The organism is Bartonella sp. AP9QHHD, assembly GCF_042195625.1.
Classification (GTDB): domain Bacteria; phylum Pseudomonadota; class Alphaproteobacteria; order Rhizobiales; family Rhizobiaceae; genus Bartonella.
Map to the genome: position 1 here is coordinate 97,096 of NZ_JBHIOP010000086.1, position 18,370 is coordinate 115,465.

Below are 18,370 nucleotides of genomic sequence, written 5' to 3' on the forward strand. Positions count from 1 at the left end.
GATTCTTAATAGAAATTTTTTATTATCTCTTTGAAATGACTCAATTTTTTATTTTCACTTTTTAGTGAACAATAAATCAATGAAATGGATCAAAAGGAGAAACACTTCGACCACGCTCAAATTGACCAATACGCTCTATTTCCCATTGTAAAAGGTGGGCTGAATTTGCAAAAACACGCGCACGCACTGTTTCTCCCAATACTTCAAGATCATATCCTGTTGCTTGCCCTGTATTAATCATAAAATTACAGTGCATTTCACTCATTTGAGCGCCACCAATCCGTAAACCACGACACCCTGCTTCATCAATCACGCGCCACGCAGATCCATTCTCAGGATTTTTGAAAGTTGATCCCCCTGTCTTTTCACGAATAGGTTGCACAGTTTCTCTGTGGAGGGCAACTTCATCCATAGCAGCACGAATATCATCTTTATTGCCGAGTTTTCCTTCTAATAAAGCAGCCGTAAAAATAAAATCTTTAGGAATATCACAATGGCGATAGGAATAATGCATATCTTCCACACTCAAGATATGACGTTGCCCTTTACGATCCAGCGCATAGACCTCGACAACACGCGCTGCGGTTTCAACACCATTCGCACCTGCGTTCATTTTGAGAGCTCCTCCAAGACCTCCAGGAATACCATGATAAAAATGAAAACCTGCAATCTCAGCTTCTAAAGCGGCAGCAGCTAAATGTTTATCCGCCGTACCAGCACCAACTAAAAAGCCTTTTGGAGAAACTTGCTTCACTTGCCCAAATTTTTTTGGCGAAAGACGAATCACAACACCAGGAACCCCCCCATCACGCACCAGAAGATTAGAACCAATACCGACAATTGTTACAGGAACAAATTCAGGCAAATTTTGAAGAAAGAGAGCCAAATCTTCTTCATCGACAGGCTGATAAAAAAGCTCTGCCAACCCGCCCGTGCGAAACCACGTTACCTTACGCATCTCAACATTAGGTGTAAGCTTTCCTCTCACGCCACCTAACAGTGGTTGCAATTGCGCCAATAGCGCCTCACCATCAATGTGCTGAAAATTTATCATGACCATCCAATACCGCTAACTGATGAGGCAAAGCACAAGCCCATTGTGTGATATTGCCAGCACCAAGAAAAACAACATAATCCTCTGCCTGAGCAAATTTTGAGACAAGAGACACAACATCTTCCAAACCATGTATCAAGCGCACATCACGATGACCCGCCATTTTAATATGCTCTACCAATTCTTGAGAACCAAATCCTACAATAGGCTCTTCACCAGCCGCATAAACGGGCGTAATCAACACTGTATCTGCATCATTAAAACAAGCAGCAAAATCATCAAATAAATGATACAAACGCGAATACCGATGGGGTTGTGCAATCGCAATAACACGCCCTTTTGCACTCTCACGTGCAGCACGCAAAACAGCCTTTATTTCAACAGGATGATGTCCATAATCATCAAATATTTCAATGCCACGCCAACTTCCTGTTCGCGTAAAACGCCGTTTTACTCCGCCAAATTCTGCTAAGCCCCTTTTTATAGCTTCATTTGAAATGCCAAGTTCATGCGCAATAGCAATCGCCGCCGTTGCATTGGCAACATTATGCTGCCCTGCCATGGGCAAAAGCAAATTTTTCAACTCAATCTTTCTTCCTGTTTTGCGTGAGCGAACAAGAACATCAAAATGCGTTTTTTGACCATCCATCGAAAGATTAAGAAAACGAACATCCGCTTGTGGATTTGCACCATAAGTGATCACCCAACGATCATCAATACGGCCCGCCAATGACTGAACCTCTGGATGATCAAGACACAAAACAGCAAAACCATAAAAAGGAACATTTTCTACGAATTGCCGAAAAGCCTCACGCACAGCATCAAAACTTCCATAATGATCCAAATGCTCAGCGTCAATATTAGTAATAACAGCAATATCAGCAGGCAGCTTTAAAAATGTACCATCACTTTCATCAGCTTCAACAATCATCCAATCGCCATCTCCCGTACGAGAATTCGTACCATAAGCATTAATAATACCGCCATTAATCACCACTGGATCAAAATGACCAGCATCAAGAAGGGCTGCGACCATTGATGTGGTTGTTGTTTTACCATGTGTACCACCCACTGCAATTGCACGCCGAAATCGCATCAGCTCCGCCAGCATTTCTGCACGTCTGACAAGCGGCAAATGTCTTTCCTTTGCAGCAATATACTCAGGATTTGTTTTTTTAACGGCAGTAGAAAAAACAACAACCTCTGCATTCCCTAAGTTTTCAGCACAATGACCTATATGAACGTTAATTCCTTTTTTCCGCAAACGTTCAACATTTGCACTTTCAACTTGATCTGACCCTTGAACTTTATAGCCAAGATTATAAAAAACCTCCGCAATTCCACTCATACCGATCCCCCCGATTCCGATAAAATGGATAACGCCTATATCAAGTGGCATTTTCATTAAAAAGCTCCTCTTTTATATCTGACAACAATCGCCCTGCAGTTAAGGATTCAGCCATATCAGCAAGGCGACGGGTTGCATGAGGTTGTCCAACTTTTTTTGCAGCAAGCGCTTGTTTTTCCAATAAATGGGGCGCACAACAAGCGTGCATTAAAAGAGAAGAAAGCTTTTGTGCATTTAAATCTTTTTCTGATATAATTTGTGCTCCCCCCACACGAGCAAGCAAAGCTGCATTGGCAGCCTGATCATGATCTAAAGCATGGGGATAGGGAACAAGCAGAGCAGGTCTACCAATCACCGCTATCTCACAAACGGACGAAGCCCCAGCGCGCGACAAAATAAAATGAGCATGTGCCATACGTTCAGCCATATCATCAAAGAAAGGAGCAACTTCTGCTTGTACCCCCATATCACGATAGATTTTGATCAACCTTCCTGCTTCACCGCGGACTTGCTGTACAATTCGTAAACGTTTACGGTTCTTATCATCAAATAAAGCAATAGCTTCTGGAACAATATGTGAAAAAGCAGAAGCCCCTTGACTACCTCCAAAAATCAAAAAATTAAATGGCTTTTCTCCCTCTGAAGAATGATAAGGAATTTTGGCCGCCTTCAACACAGCCTCACGGACAGGATTCCCCGTCAAAAGTATTTTATGAGCATAAGCGCCATTTGGCGACAACAAACCACCAGCGATTGCACGCACAAAAATTGCCAACACCCGATTGGCACGCCCCATAACAGCATTTTGTTCATGAATAAATGTCACACGCCTCGTTAAAGCCGCAATAAAAAGAGGAGGAAAGCTCGGATACCCCCCAAATCCTCCAACAAGAACAGGACGTAATTTATAAAACAACGCCAACGATTGCCCCATACCCCTTAGCAAAGACCAAAACGTCTTTATCAGAGCAAAAGGATGGCGTCGTGTAAATGTTGCCGATGAAACGATATGAATATGCTCTTCATCAAAACACCGAACAAAAGGGCGTGCTCTTTCATCTGTTATTAAATGAACATCATATCCACGCTGCCTTAATTCAACAGAAAGGGCTTCAGCAGGAAAAAGATGTCCACCTGTACCACCAGCCACCAAAATAATAACTTTTTTATCATTCATAAGGGGTATCCAAGACAGAAGAGGAAGAAAAAGCTGAAAGGCGCGCTTCTGGCCAACGACGTGTTAAACTAAGCAAAATGCCCATTGAAAACGCAATCGCCACCATCGAAGAACCACCATAAGAAATAAAAGGCAATGTCATACCTTTTGGAGGAATTAAGTGAAGATTAACGGCCATATTAATAGCTGATTGAAAGCCAATCATCATTGCTATGCCAGTAATACCAAGACGTATAAAGGAATCACGTGTATTCATGGCTATATACAATGAACGCATAACGATAAAGCCAAACAGCATCATAATTAATAAACAAAGAATAATACCATATTCTTCAGCAGCAACGGAAAATACAAAATCTGTATGGCTATCAGGAATGATACGTTTTACTGTGCCCTCCCCAGGACCTTGCCCAAACCAACCACCATTCAAAATAGCCTCACGTCCCACATCCACTTGAAACGTATCCCCTTCACCTGTCAAAAAACCATTGATCCGCTCGCGCACATGATGCAGAAAAAGATAAGCTAAAATAATTCCTACAACGCCTAAAATGAGAAAGAGAAAAATAATAGTAAGAGGGACACCAGCAATAAAAAACAGCCCCCCCCATGTTGCACTTATTAAAACTGTTTGTCCAATATCAGGCTGCAAAACCAGAAGCACACAACAAATGGCATAAAGTAGAATCGCTAACGTATAACCCAGAATGCCCCTCTTGCGTATCTGTTCCGAAAAAAGCCAAGCGGACATAACCACAAAAGCTGGCTTCATAAACTCTGAAGCCTGTACAGAAAAACCAAATAGTAGAATCCACCTCCGTGCTCCCTTTAATTCTGGACCCCAAAATAAGGTTGCAACCATAAGAGCAAGCGTTACAATGAGCAAAAGAGCACATAAACGACGAATATTAGAAAGCGAAAAAAAGGAAATGGTAACCATCGTAAAAAATGCTGAAATGCTAAAAATGATATGCCACCGAACAAAATAAAAACTATCAGCAATTCCGATTTTTTTTGCAATAATAGGGCTGGCAGCAAAAGACAGCATAATGCCAATTCCCATTAAAATTAAACAAGCTGCAAAGATAGAGCGATCAATCGTCCACCACCAATTAGCAATTGGATCTCTATCTGCACGCGTCACCATGGTATCCACCTTATCCATTTTATAAATTATCTCAAAGTAATATGGTTCCCCAGCCTGTTTAACAAACACTTTAAAAACTAAATTACACAAAAAAAGATTCTGGAGTCTTAACGCAAAAATATTTTTTTATAACTGATGCTTTTTTATTGTAACTGCATCACAAAAGAGACAAATGCTTCGCCTCGCATTTCATAATTTTTAAATTGGTCATAACTTGCACAAGCAGGTGACAAAAGAACCGTCACCTCTTTTTCCTTACAACCCATTGCGTCAACAGCTGCTTCACGCACCGCATTTTTCAAAGTTAAGCTCATAGAAAAGGGAAAAGCAGATCCAATAGTGCGAGCAAATTCTTCCGCCGCGCTCCCAATCAAATAAGCTTTACGAATTTTAGGAAAAAATTCTCTAAGAGACTCTATCCCTCCCTTTTTTGCCTGTCCTCCAACAATCCAAAAAATATCATTAAAGGTGGAAAGCGCAGGAGCTGTTGCATCTGCATTAGTAGCCTTGCTGTCATTGATAAACAAAACCGCCCCCATTTTACGCACCTGCTGCATACGATGATCCAACCCTTTATAACTTGCCAAATGCTTGTTCACAGAAGGATCGGTTATTTTTAAAGCCTGCAATGTTGCTAATGCCATAAGGGCATTTTGCGCATTATGACTCCCACGTAACCCCGCCATAGGAGCAAGATCTGCAAGCATATGACTCTGTCCTTGACGAACAGAAAAGAGCTTGGTCCCATCTGCATAAAAACCATTTTCAACAAAATGATCCTTGGAAATTGCCTCAATTTGCTTCCCATCATGAAGTAACTGTTGATATAAAACCCGACAAGCTGCATCATCAACTGAAATGAAAGCCTGAGAAGCCTGAGCAATCAGATGCCTTTTGGTTTGCACATAACAGGCAAAACTCCCATGTCGATCAATATGATCAGGTGTTAAATTCAATAAAAGTCCAATGGTCGGCTGAAGAGAGGGAGTAAGATCAATTTGAAATGATGAACATTCAATCACATAGATACGTTTTTTAACAAATGGCTTAAGCGTCAATATTGCTTTTCCGATATTTCCCCCCATCTGCACATCATAGCCCATTTTTTCCAACAAATGCGCAAGTAAAGCCGTTGTGGTTGACTTGCCATTCGTCCCCGTAATCGCAATGAAAGGAACATCTTGGTCACACAAACCATAATGTTGTAAAAAATGCTGGCGCGCACGAACAAATAATTCAATATCACCGATAATTTCTATATTTTTTTTTCGTGCTTTTTCAACAATCCAATGGGGCTGAGGATAACTTAAAGGAACTCCAGGAGCTACAATCAATGCAACAAATTCTGACCAATCTTCATAACGGAGATCTCGTGTTGGAATATTGTGCCGAAAAGCCATTTGCACGCTTGAAGAACTATCATCCCACGCCACCACTTCTGCGCCACCGCACATCAATGCTTGTGCCGTTGCTAGTCCAGACTGTCCCAATCCAAACAGAGCAACTTTTTGACCTTTATAACACGTAACAGAAATCACATTCTCACCGCAATTTAAGTGTTGAAAGACCTATGAGAGCGAGAACAATCGAAATAATCCAAAAGCGTATCACGACTTGGCTTTCAGTCCAGCCTTTTTTCTCAAAATGATGATGTATCGGTGCCATAAGAAACACGCGTTTTCTTGTTAATTTGAAATAACCAACCTGAATAACGACTGAAAAAGCTTCCACAACAAAAAGCCCACCAATAAGAACCAAAACAATTTCGTGTTTCGTAGCAACAGCAACAGTCCCTAAGAGTCCTCCAAGAGCCAATGAACCAGTATCTCCCATAAAAATAGCTGCAGGTGGTGCATTAAACCATAAAAAACCAAGCCCTGCCCCAACAACAGCTCCCAATAAAACAGCCAATTCACCTGTTCCCGATACATAATGGATTTGGAGATAATCAGCAAAATTCATATTACCAGAAAGATAAGCAATCAGAGCAAAAGATAAAGCTGCAACCATCACAGGAACAATAGCAAGCCCATCGAGTCCATCCGTTAAATTAACCGCATTACCCGTCGCAACAATGACGAAAGCAGAAAAAGGAATAAAAAACCAGCCCAAATTGATAAGATAATCTTTTAAAAAAGGCAAAGCTAATCCAGATGAGCCAATTTTCAAGATGGCAAAAGCCGCAATTGCCGCAACAAAAAACTCCAAGCTTAATCGTGCTTTCCCAGAAAATCCTTTGTCTGTTTGTTTTGTGACCTTAAGATAATCGTCATAAAATCCAATTCCCCCAAAAGAAAGCATAACCAATAGCGATACCCAAAAATAAATATTCGATAAATTACCCCATAAAAATGCCGATACCACAATGCCGATTAAAATCATCAATCCACCCATTGTAGGTGTTCCAGCCTTTTTAAAATGTGTTTGAGGACCATCAGCACGAATCGGTTGCCCCTTACCCTGCCGCAATTTAAGAGAAGCAATGATGCTAGGTCCAAACAAAAAGACGATAAGCCCCGAAGTAAGCATAGCCGCTATCGTGCGAAAAGTAATATAACGAAATACATTCACACCTGGAAGCCAATCACTAAACGAAGAAAAAAATAGCATCATGGAATAAAAAAACCTCTTAAAACTATGAAGAAACCGCTTTATAGCGATCAAGCAATGCAGTCACAATATTTGATGAACAAAGGCTATTGGATGATTTAACCATAAGCAGATCCCCAGAAGAAATTTCTGCTAAAAGAAGCGATAAAATTTTCTCAATATTTTCAGCATAATGAACCTTAACACCAGCAGACAAATCACTGACTAAAGATTTCATCGCCTCACCAAATAGAAAAACCGGATTAGCACCAGAAAGACGTATTGGTTTTATTAAATCACGATGAAGCTTTTCACTATACTCCCCTAACTCTAGCATATCTCCTAAAATAGCAATTCGCCGCCCCCCTTTCCCTACAGGCCCTGTAGCAAGAAGCTCAAGTGCAGCACGCATAGAAGCAGGATTTGCATTATAGCTTTCATCAATGAGATAAAATTCACCCCCATTTGATAAAGACAGTCGATAACGAACACCTCGCCCCTTTTGAGAAGAAAAATGGCGAAAAGAAAGCAAAACAGGCTCTAGCTCAACCCCCATAGCATCACAAGCAGCAATAACCCCTAAACTATTTTGCACAATATGGCGCCCAGGAGCACCAATTTGGACCTCCCTATCCCGCCCCCCCATACGCACAATCATAGAAGAACTATCGGTTAGAAGACGTATATCATGCGCTTGATAATCAGCATCTTTAGTCTCACCAAAGCTTAAGATCTTTTTTACACCGCATTTCTTTGCTTTTTGAACGAGATAAGAAAAAAAATCACTATCCGCATTTAAAATGGCAATGCCTTCCTCATCCAATCCTTCAAAAATTTCAGCTTTTGCCTTTGCTATTTCTTCAAGATCCTTGAAAAAACCCATATGTCCTGCACAAATATGCGTAATGAGAGCAACATGCGGACAAACCAGTTTGACCAGAGGGCGAATTTCATCTCTGTGATTCATGCCAATTTCAAAGATACCATAATCACTCTCCACAGGCATCCGCGCTAAAGTGAGTGGAACCCCCCAGCAATTGTTTAAAGAAGCGAGATTCGCATGAACATTCCCAGCCGTTGCAAGTGCTTGTTTCAAAGCTTCTTTTGTCGTTGTTTTTCCCACTGATCCTGTTATCGCGATAATCTTAGCTCTTGAACGTTTGCGTGCAGCTTGTGCAAGTTGTTCTAAGGCTTGCAAAACATCAGGAACGACAATGAGTGGAGCCGATATCTTTTTCATATCCCTCAAACGGTGTTCCGCAACGATAAGAACGCCTGCACCTCGTTCATAAGCTTGCGCAGCAAAATCATGACCATCAAGATGATGCCCCTTAATGCAGAAAAAAACATCCCCTTCCGCAAGAGTACGGCTATCAATGGAAACCCCAGAAAAAGTTTCTGGCATGCTTCCCATTACAACACCATTAATTGCAGCAACAAGTGCTTGCTTATCCCATAAAGCTGTCATTTCTTTCGGTCCTCTAAAGCTTCTATCGCTTTCAGACGATCTGAAAAAGGATAAGTTGTCTGCCCTATAATTTGGCCATCCTCATGACCTTTTCCAGCAATGATTAATGTGTCACCAACTTTCAAAAGCTCCACCGCGTAAGAAATAGCCTCACCACGATCTGCTATTTCTATTGCTGTTGGCACCGCCTGTAAAATATCCTTGCGTATTTTTTCTGGCATTTCTGTGCGAGGATTATCATCCGTTACAATAACAATGTCCGCTTTATCCGCCGCAATTTTTCCCATCAAAGGTCTTTTTCCTTGATCACGATCTCCTCCACAACCAAAAACAACGATCAAGCGCCCTTGCGTAAAGGGACGAACAGAAAGCAAAACCTGCTCCAAAGCTTCTGGTTTATGGGCATAATCAATGTAAACAAGCGCATTATTTTCTGTCTTTCCCACAAACTCTAACCGCCCAGGTGCTCCCTGCAAAGTTTCAAGCGCAGAAAAAACCTTACGAGGTGAAACGCCCGTTGCAATTGCTAACCCCGCTGCCATAAGCGCATTGGCGACCTGAAAATCTCCAGCTAAAGGCAAATCAAATGTATAAATATTGTTTTCCACACGACACTCAATACACTGTTTTGAGCGTTGATGTTCGACACGATTAATCGTGATAAATTGCCCCTTACGACCAATTGTCAAGACACGGCGGCGCGCTTGTGTAACAACATCAATAACCTTTTGTGAATAAACATCATCAGCAAAAATCAAAGCAGGAGCAGATACAGGCAAAAGTGTATCAAACAACCTCATTTTAGCCCGCAAATAATCCTCTACCCCCGTGTGATAATCCATGTGATCTCGCCCTAAATTGGTAAAGGCACCAGCCGTTAAACGGACTCCATCAAGTCGTCCTTGGTCAAGCCCATGCGAAGAAGCTTCAAGAGCTGCATGAGTCACACCTTCATGAGAAATTTCATAAAGAAGACGGTGCAAGACGACCGGATCAGGTGTTGTGAGAGAACCATAAACATTCCGTTTAGGAGAAACAACACCAACCGTTCCTATACTCGCAGCACAAAATCCAGCATAAGTCCAAATTTGCCGAAGAAAAGAGACAACAGATGTTTTACCACTTGTACCAGTCACAGCAACGACCGTTTCAGGCTGAGAACCGTAAAAACGTGCAGCTGCCAACGCTAAACTATGACGAACATTAGAAACACGTAAAATGGGAACAGATAAATCCTCAAGAACAGCATGATAATCTGTAACGATTGCTCGTGCGCCACGCTTTATCGCATCATCTATATAGTGCCTTCCATCACTTTTTTTTCCTTGAACAGCGACAAAAACATAGCCTGGCAAAACTTGCCGAGAATCCACACTTATTCCTGTTATTTCTATTGAAGAAAGACTTTCATCTTCAACACATTCTGTAAAAACTGTTCCCAACAACATGATAACGCACCTTTATATTCATTTTACCGTTGTTTAACGAAACTTGAATTGCTCTTTTTACTTAAAAGAGGCTCATATTCTTTTTTAAAATCGGGTTTTACACCAAGAAAACTAGCTGTGCGACGAACAATATTAGCAAGCATTGGTCCAGCATTCATTCCCGCTGTTGCTGAACGCTGTCCCTCCTCTGGCTTTGGTTCATCGATAATTGTTAAAACAACATAAGCAGGATCTTCAATAGGAAAAGCAGCAAGAAAACTATTGAAATTTTTTGTTTTAGAATATTTTCCATTTTCAACTTTTTCAGCTGTTCCTGTCTTACCACCTACACGATAGCCTTCTACTTTTGCATTACGTCCAGAACCAATATCACTATTTAATTGATAAAGGTAACGCATATTTTGACTTGTTTTAGCCTGCAAAACCCGTTTTGCATGGTGCAGAGTTTGTTCTTTTGTCCGTTTTAAAAATGTCGGAGCAATTAACCAACCACCATTCATTAAAGCAGCAGCCCCAACAGCTGTTTGCAAGGGTGTTGTTGCCATACCATGCCCAAAAGAAATCGTCATAGAATGTATATCCTTCCAATGATGTGGCACAATAGGGTGGGCAACTTCAGGCAACTCTGTTGTGAGACGATCCAGTAATCCAAGTTTTTGTAAAAAACCACGATGTTTATCAATCCCTATCGCCAATGCCTCTTTAGCAGAACCAATATTAGAAGAATAAATAAAAACCTCCCATAACGTTAAGGGTCGATTTTTTCCATGAAAATCATGAATAGTATACCCACTACTTGCTTTTATTGGCTTTGAAGCATCAATAATACTGTTTAAATGAAAAATATTGGAATCAAGTGCCATGGCGGTCGTAAAACTTTTAATAATTGATCCCATTTCAAAAGCTCCTGCCGTCATCCGATTGAGACGATCACTTTTTAAAGCTTCGATAGGATTTCCAGGATCAAAATCTGGTAGTGATGCCAAAGCCAAAACTTCCCCCGTATGTATATTTAAAATAACAGCTCCTGCAGCAATTGCCTTATAACGCTTCATAGCCTGAATAAGTTCATCATGAACAATTGCCTGAACACGCACATCAATCGAAAGCTGAACTTGTTTTAACGATTCTTCCATGGCAAGACCAGCGGCACGCAAAGCACTCAACCCCGCATCATCAATATATTTTTCCATACCTGCAATGCCCTGATTATCAACATTCACCATACCGAGAATATGGGAAGTTACAGGTCCATCAGGATAAAAACGACGAATTTCAGTCCGAAAACCAATTCCTGGTATACCAAGAGCCATAATTTGCGTCTTCTGCATTGGTGTTAACCCCCGCTGTATCCAAGAAAAACTAGATTTTCTTTTTAAACGCTTATAGGTTTCCTGCCAATTAAGATCAGGCAAAACTGTTGAGAGCAATTCAATTGTTTCATCCACATCAATAATACGTCGTGGCTCAGCAAAAAGTGAATAAGTTTTAATATCTGTTGCCAATAAACGACCATTACGATCAACGATATCAGGCCGTGCCATCAATTGAAGAACTCCAGGCCCTTTTGCTTCTTCAATCTGTCCACCTTCCAACCCATAAGAAATAAGGCAAGCCCCCATGATGCCATATAAAATTAAAAAGCAGAACAACGAAAAAAGCAAACGTGGACGACTAGAATAGGGACGACGAACAGAAACATTATGATTATTCAACGAATTCTTTAAGCGCTTTTTCTTCTGTGAGAATAAAAAAGTCGATTTCATTACTGCGCGCCTTTTTGGACAACACTATTGATCTGAGAAACCCGATTATTTGTCAAAATATCTTGATTATCTTCCAAGATATTTTGTTTAATCACTTCTTCAATTTGATCATGTACCCGTACCGGAATGTCTTTAAACTCCACGATTTGACGCGGCTGTATAACCTCTAACCCAAGTTCTTTCTGATAACGTTTCGCAAGTTTTTGCATGCGTGAAGGCCTTATCATCACAGCCCACTCAGCATGAAGCAAACTTACCGTATTTTTTGCTGCAGCAATTTCATGCTCAAGATGAAGAACTTCGTTCATTCGCTTTTGAACATCATATTTTACCTTATAAGTAAGTCCTGCCATACAAATCATAATCAACACTAAAATCATATCAAATGTACGAAAAACTGTCATTTTTTGCTGCCTTCAAAACTGGCAATCTCTGCTAAACCAAATAATTTCATATCTGCTGCAAGAGCCTCTGCTTCAGTCCGTACACCAATACGCAACCTCGCAGAACGTGAACGAGGATTTTTCTGTAACTCCTCTTTAGTTGCCGTGATCCCACCTCGAAACAAAGGAAAAAATGTCGCTGGAGCAGCCTTTATTTCTGGCAGATAGCGTGATCTCATACATTCTCCAGAACGAGCCGAAAAAAATCTTTTGACCATACGATCTTCAAGAGAATGAAAACTGACAACCCCCAAACGGCCTCCAGCTTTTAAAACGCGTTCAGCAGCAAATAAACCACATGCCAATTCACCAATTTCATCATTAACATAGATACGAAGAGCCTGAAATACACGTGTTGCCGGATGAATACGATCTCCCAGCTTACGTCCTATCAACGTTTCGATAGCATACGCCAAATCACCTGTACGCAAAAAAGGCTGCACAACACGACGCTTTTCAATCATCCGTGCAATTCGCCCCGCATAACGCTCTTCCCCTAATATCTTAAAAATACGTGCCAAATCCCTTGCTTTTAAATGATTGATAACATCGCTGGCTGTAAAACCAGTCTGAGCCATTCGCATATCCAATGGACCATCTTTTTGAAAAGAAAAACCTCTTTCTGCTTCATCAAGCTGCATTGAAGAGACACCAATATCCAAAATAACTGCATCCACCTTCTCTTCAACGACACGATCAAGCTGTGAAAACGCCATATGGACCAAACGAAGGCGTGGAAAAAATTCTTCAACAAGCGATTGTCCTGCACTGATAGCATGAGGATCACGATCAAGAGCAATCACCTGTGCTCCTGCCTTTAATAAAGCGCGCGTATACCCACCAGCACCAAAGGTGCCATCAATCACTTTTGCTCCAACCAATGGCATAAGCCCAGCCAAAACTGGCTGTAACAACACTGGAATATGGCGTTCAGCTCTTTGATCCTGCTTTATCAAAATAATCCGTCTTGAAGTTATGCTGTCTTAAATCAACAGCTCTCTCATGGCAACTGATCTTAGAATAACCTGACCTTCAACTTTCACATTAATCACAATGAACGAAAAAACTAAAGTTATCCCAAAACAGATCCTAACGCATTATACTTAAAGAAATGTTATAATTTTTTTAAACACCCTTTGCTCAAGTGTCCATTTCAAACACATAGACTCCATAAAAGACCATATATAATTGATCTTATAAAATATCGCCTATCATCATGAAATATCAGTCGGCCTATAAGCCGGGTTCTGTAGAGTAAAGCTTACACTTTACATGGCAACCATTCATCTGGGACGGATGTTACCATCCGCCTCGTGCAACCTACCCGAATGACTCGCCCGGAAATCGGCTGCAAATTAAATTTTGCACGTCATTTCTATTTGGTCTTGCTCCCGGTGGGGTTTACCTTGCCACATTCATTACTGAATGCGCGGTGGGCTCTTACTCCACCCTTTCACCCTTACCTATAAAAATAGGCGGTTTACTTTCTGTGGCACTTTCCCTAGGGTCACCCCTGCCGGGTGTTACCCGGCACCGTCTTTCCATGGAGCCCGGACTTTCCTCACCTGCCGTATTTCAGTATCAGACAAGCGCGGCTGCCCAGCCGACTGACATACTGATTTATAAAACATTTTCTGCTCCGTGAAAATAGCATCTTAAAATATTTTATGACAAACCTCTCTCAACAGATGTTTTTATTTTAATGAAGCCAGATAAGTCTTTACTTTTGCGCAATATTTCGCTGAAATGGAATTCATTTTTTTTGCAGCATGACCTGCGTTATATTTAAGGATTGTACCACACGTACTTCCACCACTGAGTTTATAGGCCCTTGCCAAATAACGCATACCATATTCAAGATTGGTCGCAGGATCGTACAAATCCTGTACAGAACCACTAAAGCCCAACCCTCGTGCCGTAGAGGGTTTAATTTGCATCAAACCTATTTCGCCAGCAGCCCCCTTTATACCTGCCTTATAATTACTTTCAACTTTTACAACAGCATGTGCTAAATTAACGGGAACATTATATTTATTCGCAAGTTTCTGAATAAGAAACTCATAAGGACGAGCAGAAATCTTAGAAGCAACAATCACTGAGGTTTCTCCTGATTCCGCAACATTTAAGACACTATGAGTCCAACTTATATCAAATACAAAAAATACAGCACATGCTGTATTTAACAAGATTTTCAAAAATTGCATTTTCTTTCTCTTCACTCAAACATTCTCAAATTCTAGCCGCAAGTAATTTGCAAATGTATTATACAAAAAAGAAAGCAAAAGAACGTCTTTAAAAAGGAAATAGTAAGACAATTTCAAGCTAAAATTATGAAATAAAAGAATATATCTTTATGCACAAGTCTCAGATTTCTCTATATCATAAAATAAAAAAATAAAAAGACTATAATCAATCTTATAGCGTATCAAATAAAATGATATAATCTATAACTTGCGGCTATCTCTGTTGTATCAATCAATTTTTATATTAAAAAATAGCATCTGAACTAGATGTAATATTTTTTACATAAGATTATTAATTTTTTTATTGAGATCAATCCCTCAAAGAAAGAGAGACAAGAGCATCTTTTTACCGAAGATGCTCGATATCAAAAAAGGTTCACAAAAAATATAAACCGTTATCAACGCTTCTCTCTGATTAATAAACACCCACTGCACTCTTTATGTCCGATAAAACCTCAAAAAATCACAAAACAAATCCCCCCATCATTGCGCATAAAAAATTCATAAATATACTAAAACCATCATACTCTTTACCAATTCAAAATATTGGAACAGACTTTTAGCTCTCAAGATGTCTCAAAGAAGCTTTTTAATTCCTTTTTAAAAGAGTTTTTATCCACACAAGCCTCTACTTGTGGTATACAAGAAACTGATTTTAATTTTTTCACCATGGATAAATTTAAAATGAGAGGATTTTACAATTCTTAAGATTCTCATTCAATATAAAATGATAAATTATCATTATAAAACAATATACTAAAAAATTTATATCCGTTTTTATCCCTACAACAAAGCTTAACAATTACTTGTGTCTATTTTTTTTGAAAAATGTTAGAAAACTCAATACCCCCAAAGCCTTTTTAAATAAAAATAGACCTCTCATCTTCATTCAAATATTTTCTCTTTGTCACAGACTATCATCTTATCAGTCTTGCACCTCATTTTCAGAAATCACACAAGTGGATAAATATCCTAAAATCCGTAGAACAAAAAAAGCTTAAATCCTTTAAAAAATTTTATTTTCTCATATCAAATAAAAAAATAACCGGCATATAAAATGCAGTTAACGTGTTTTATTATAGTCAATACTGCTTTTGTCATTGTAGCGATTGATAATGCAATTAACTTGGACCAATACCCTTGATAGACTTTCTATCACTCCTGTAATGATTGCAACATTACCCTTATACTCCAATTGCTTACCTTTTGAGAGATAAATTCTGTTAATACCTTACAAATTGATCATCTCCTCGCACTTTTCAAAATTTCAAGAGAAGCTCTTTCTCCTTAAAATAAAACCCAAAAGCGCGATTAAAAAAATAGCTAAAAATAAGCATTAGCAACGGAAGGACGAGAAATCGCTTTCGAGAGAGCCATAGCAACAGTTTCACCAGATTTTTGAGCCTGCTCACGACTCTGACCACTTTTAGAAGCAAGCGCAATTACATCACGACGCAGCTGCGCAATAAACAACTCTTGCTGTTGAGGGGTCATTTTAGAAAGATGCTTGATAATATCTGGAAAAGATACGGATAATCTCTCTAATAACTCCTCCTCTGTTACATCAAGCTGCTGAGAAGAAAAAGAAGAGCGACCGGGAAAAAACTGATAAACAACACCACTTCGAGAAGCAAAAAAGACAGCGCCAAAAATAAAAAATACGAATAAAATAAAAATAATACGATGCGAAAAAGATCCCATTATCTCTTACCTAAAGACCACAGAATACAAACATAGATTCCTTTTATGATTCCCCTTATAGCATTCAACAATGCCTCAATAAAGAAAAATCAAATTATTAAAAATGAATACGCTAACACTATCCGCCCAATAAGACTCGCCCCTCTATGTATTTAGGTACTATAGGCGAAACAATAACAAATTTTACACCTCCCCCTAATAACACCTTACATTTCCTAAAATAATTACAAAAAGCCTGACTGAGGATTTCCTCAGTCAGGCCAGACAATCTAGGGGATCCACGCGGGGGGGGGGGAGGAGGTTCCCCGATTGTCCTCTTACATCAACCACTAAGATAGCTGATGCAATATTTTTGCTATGGAATAAAATTCTTTAAACAACAAGAAATTCTTATCATCTTCTACGCAAAAAAACATAAAAGAATTATAAATTATTTAAAAATGTTTAAATTTAGGCAAAAAAAGTTCAAAATGACCCAATTTGAAGCAATTTTATTTCAAGAAGCATCAATTAGAATCTACGATCATTATAACTTTTAAATAGTTTCTTTCATAACTCTGATGATCATATTAAAAAACAGTAATTTCTACGTATCCACCCTATAAAAATCAAACTACGTAAAAGTAGAATCACTTTTCCAACAGCAATCACCACAAAAAGAAAAACGTAGATTTTTAAAATCTTACACAAATAACCGTAAAAAATGGAAAATATCTTCTTGCAAGAAAGCTATGAATTATTTAAATTAAAACAATAAATTAGAGAAAATAAAATCTTATCTACCTTTATAAAAAATTTCTGTAAATGATCATTAAAATATTGTTACATCCCTCATGTAACAATCAATGAGAAACTTAAACAGCTTAATCTTATGAGAAAATGAGAACTCTGAAGATATTTGTTTCGAATCACGCCCCATCGTCATTCCAAATAACGATAGACCATTTTACAATAACCAACAGTCTCTAACGCATTTTAACATAACAAACCGAAATCAATGCAGACATTTTCTCTTAATCTCTATCATTTAAATGATCCCGTAAAATAATACACACAGTAGTTTCTATGCTCAAAAATTTTTATAATCTGTTCTTCTAACGTAAACAATTCATTGATTTACAATCATAACTCATCATTTTACAATTTACATGAGAAACCTCAAGAACGTAAGATTCCCTTATTTTCAATCTTCGTCTATTGAATTAATGAATAGCCATACTATCGCACATCACAAACAAGAAGAAGCATATGGATAAAAAACATAAAACGATGATGCCGGCTTACAACTTTTACTTAAACTAAAGACGATGGTGCCCTCTCAATTTTACGCTATACCCACGGACTGCGTCATAAGATGAGCGGCAAACATAAAAAGAAAGAAAATACTTTTGGCAAAAACAATGAACTTATTTAATAACCTTCATAACTTCTCATGATAAAGAGATACGAAACTTTAGTGTAATATCACACTTTTCTTTCTTACTTTCAGCCACAGACTATCCCTAGATCATCGCCGATCTTATTTTTATGAATATAATGCATTGTCTTACCCTTTTACTTTTTCGTCTTTTTAGAGCATCTTTTTGCACCCCTCACTAAAAGTTCCAACGTACTCCTTATCTAAAAACCTGTTTTAAAGAGATATTTTAAGATCTATTGGGCACCACCATCTTTGACATTTATGAAGGTATGAGCCTTCACTATGATTATATTGTGCGGCATTATATCATATTGCAGCCGCCCTCACATTTAGAAGATGTATTTTCTTTTACAAACGGTATCATTAAGATAAATACCTTCTTTTGTAGCAGACAAACAGACTCTTTCGGATTCTGAAACAGGAAATTTGAAATGAAACAACATTCCTGTATTTAAACCTCTTATTGAGTCTAAAAAAATCAATGATCTTTTAAAATCAATATATTGGCTAATAACATAAATATGATATCAAGAACACCTTAAATAATGATCCTCATAGGCTTAACT

Annotated in this window: 13 protein-coding genes and 1 other RNA gene; all 14 read right to left on the minus strand. The window is 38.9% G+C overall.

Going from position 1 to position 18,370, the window contains the following annotated elements; genetic code table 11:
- Positions 1-76 precede the first annotated feature (76 nt).
- The 14 genes from murB to ACFIK4_RS07300 all read right to left on the minus strand — a co-directional run bounded on the left by murB (position 77) and on the right by ACFIK4_RS07300 (position 16,384).
- Positions 77-1,054, minus strand: coding sequence for a UDP-N-acetylmuramate dehydrogenase (murB, locus tag ACFIK4_RS07235; protein ID WP_375638334.1), 978 nt, complete (start codon positions 1,052-1,054; stop codon positions 77-79).
- Positions 1,032-2,459, minus strand: coding sequence for a UDP-N-acetylmuramate--L-alanine ligase (murC, locus tag ACFIK4_RS07240; RefSeq protein WP_375632331.1), 1,428 nt, complete (start codon positions 2,457-2,459; stop codon positions 1,032-1,034). The genes murB and murC overlap by 23 nt, the downstream gene beginning before the upstream one ends.
- Complete coding sequence (murG, locus tag ACFIK4_RS07245; protein WP_375638335.1) at positions 2,443-3,579, minus strand: undecaprenyldiphospho-muramoylpentapeptide beta-N-acetylglucosaminyltransferase; 1,137 nt, start codon at positions 3,577-3,579, stop codon at positions 2,443-2,445. The genes murC and murG overlap by 17 nt, the downstream gene beginning before the upstream one ends.
- A complete protein-coding gene (locus ACFIK4_RS07250) occupies positions 3,572-4,726 on the minus strand; it encodes an FtsW/RodA/SpoVE family cell cycle protein (RefSeq protein WP_375638336.1) in 1,155 nt (384 codons plus the stop codon). Before ACFIK4_RS07250 ends, murG begins: the two co-directional genes overlap by 8 nt.
- 143 nt (positions 4,727-4,869) lie before the next feature.
- Positions 4,870-6,264, minus strand: coding sequence for a UDP-N-acetylmuramoyl-L-alanine--D-glutamate ligase (gene murD, locus ACFIK4_RS07255; RefSeq protein ID WP_375613367.1), 1,395 nt, complete (start codon positions 6,262-6,264; stop codon positions 4,870-4,872).
- A gap of 4 nt (positions 6,265-6,268) precedes the next feature.
- Positions 6,269-7,339: a phospho-N-acetylmuramoyl-pentapeptide-transferase gene (gene mraY / locus ACFIK4_RS07260; RefSeq protein WP_375611992.1), complete on the minus strand. Its 1,071-nt coding sequence runs from the start codon at positions 7,337-7,339 to the stop codon at positions 6,269-6,271.
- 22 nt (positions 7,340-7,361) lie between these two features.
- Complete coding sequence (gene murF / locus ACFIK4_RS07265) at positions 7,362-8,783, minus strand: UDP-N-acetylmuramoyl-tripeptide--D-alanyl-D-alanine ligase (RefSeq protein WP_375675626.1); 1,422 nt, start codon at positions 8,781-8,783, stop codon at positions 7,362-7,364.
- The gene (locus tag ACFIK4_RS07270; RefSeq protein WP_375611990.1) at positions 8,780-10,231 is read right to left on the minus strand and encodes a UDP-N-acetylmuramoyl-L-alanyl-D-glutamate--2,6-diaminopimelate ligase; all 1,452 of its coding nucleotides are present in this window, start codon (positions 10,229-10,231) and stop codon (positions 8,780-8,782) included. Before ACFIK4_RS07270 ends, murF begins: the two co-directional genes overlap by 4 nt.
- Before the next feature lie 23 nt (positions 10,232-10,254).
- A complete protein-coding gene (locus ACFIK4_RS07275; RefSeq protein ID WP_375613364.1) occupies positions 10,255-11,997 on the minus strand; it encodes a peptidoglycan D,D-transpeptidase FtsI family protein in 1,743 nt (580 codons plus the stop codon).
- The gene (locus ACFIK4_RS07280; RefSeq protein WP_375638339.1) at positions 11,997-12,401 is read right to left on the minus strand and encodes a hypothetical protein; all 405 of its coding nucleotides are present in this window, start codon (positions 12,399-12,401) and stop codon (positions 11,997-11,999) included. Before ACFIK4_RS07280 ends, ACFIK4_RS07275 begins: the two co-directional genes overlap by 1 nt.
- Complete coding sequence (gene rsmH, locus ACFIK4_RS07285; RefSeq protein ID WP_375621372.1) at positions 12,398-13,396, minus strand: 16S rRNA (cytosine(1402)-N(4))-methyltransferase RsmH; 999 nt, start codon at positions 13,394-13,396, stop codon at positions 12,398-12,400. The genes ACFIK4_RS07280 and rsmH overlap by 4 nt, the downstream gene beginning before the upstream one ends.
- Before the next feature lie 264 nt (positions 13,397-13,660).
- Positions 13,661-14,051: RNase P RNA component class A (gene rnpB / locus ACFIK4_RS07290), an RNA gene on the minus strand.
- A gap of 83 nt (positions 14,052-14,134) precedes the next feature.
- Positions 14,135-14,644 carry a lytic transglycosylase domain-containing protein gene (locus tag ACFIK4_RS07295; RefSeq protein ID WP_375613362.1) on the minus strand — a complete coding sequence of 170 codons (510 nt, stop codon included), beginning with the start codon at positions 14,642-14,644 and terminating at the stop codon, positions 14,135-14,137.
- A 1,362-nt stretch (positions 14,645-16,006) separates the two neighbouring features.
- The gene (locus ACFIK4_RS07300) at positions 16,007-16,384 is read right to left on the minus strand and encodes a hypothetical protein (protein ID WP_375611985.1); all 378 of its coding nucleotides are present in this window, start codon (positions 16,382-16,384) and stop codon (positions 16,007-16,009) included.
- Positions 16,385-18,370 lie beyond the last annotated feature (1,986 nt).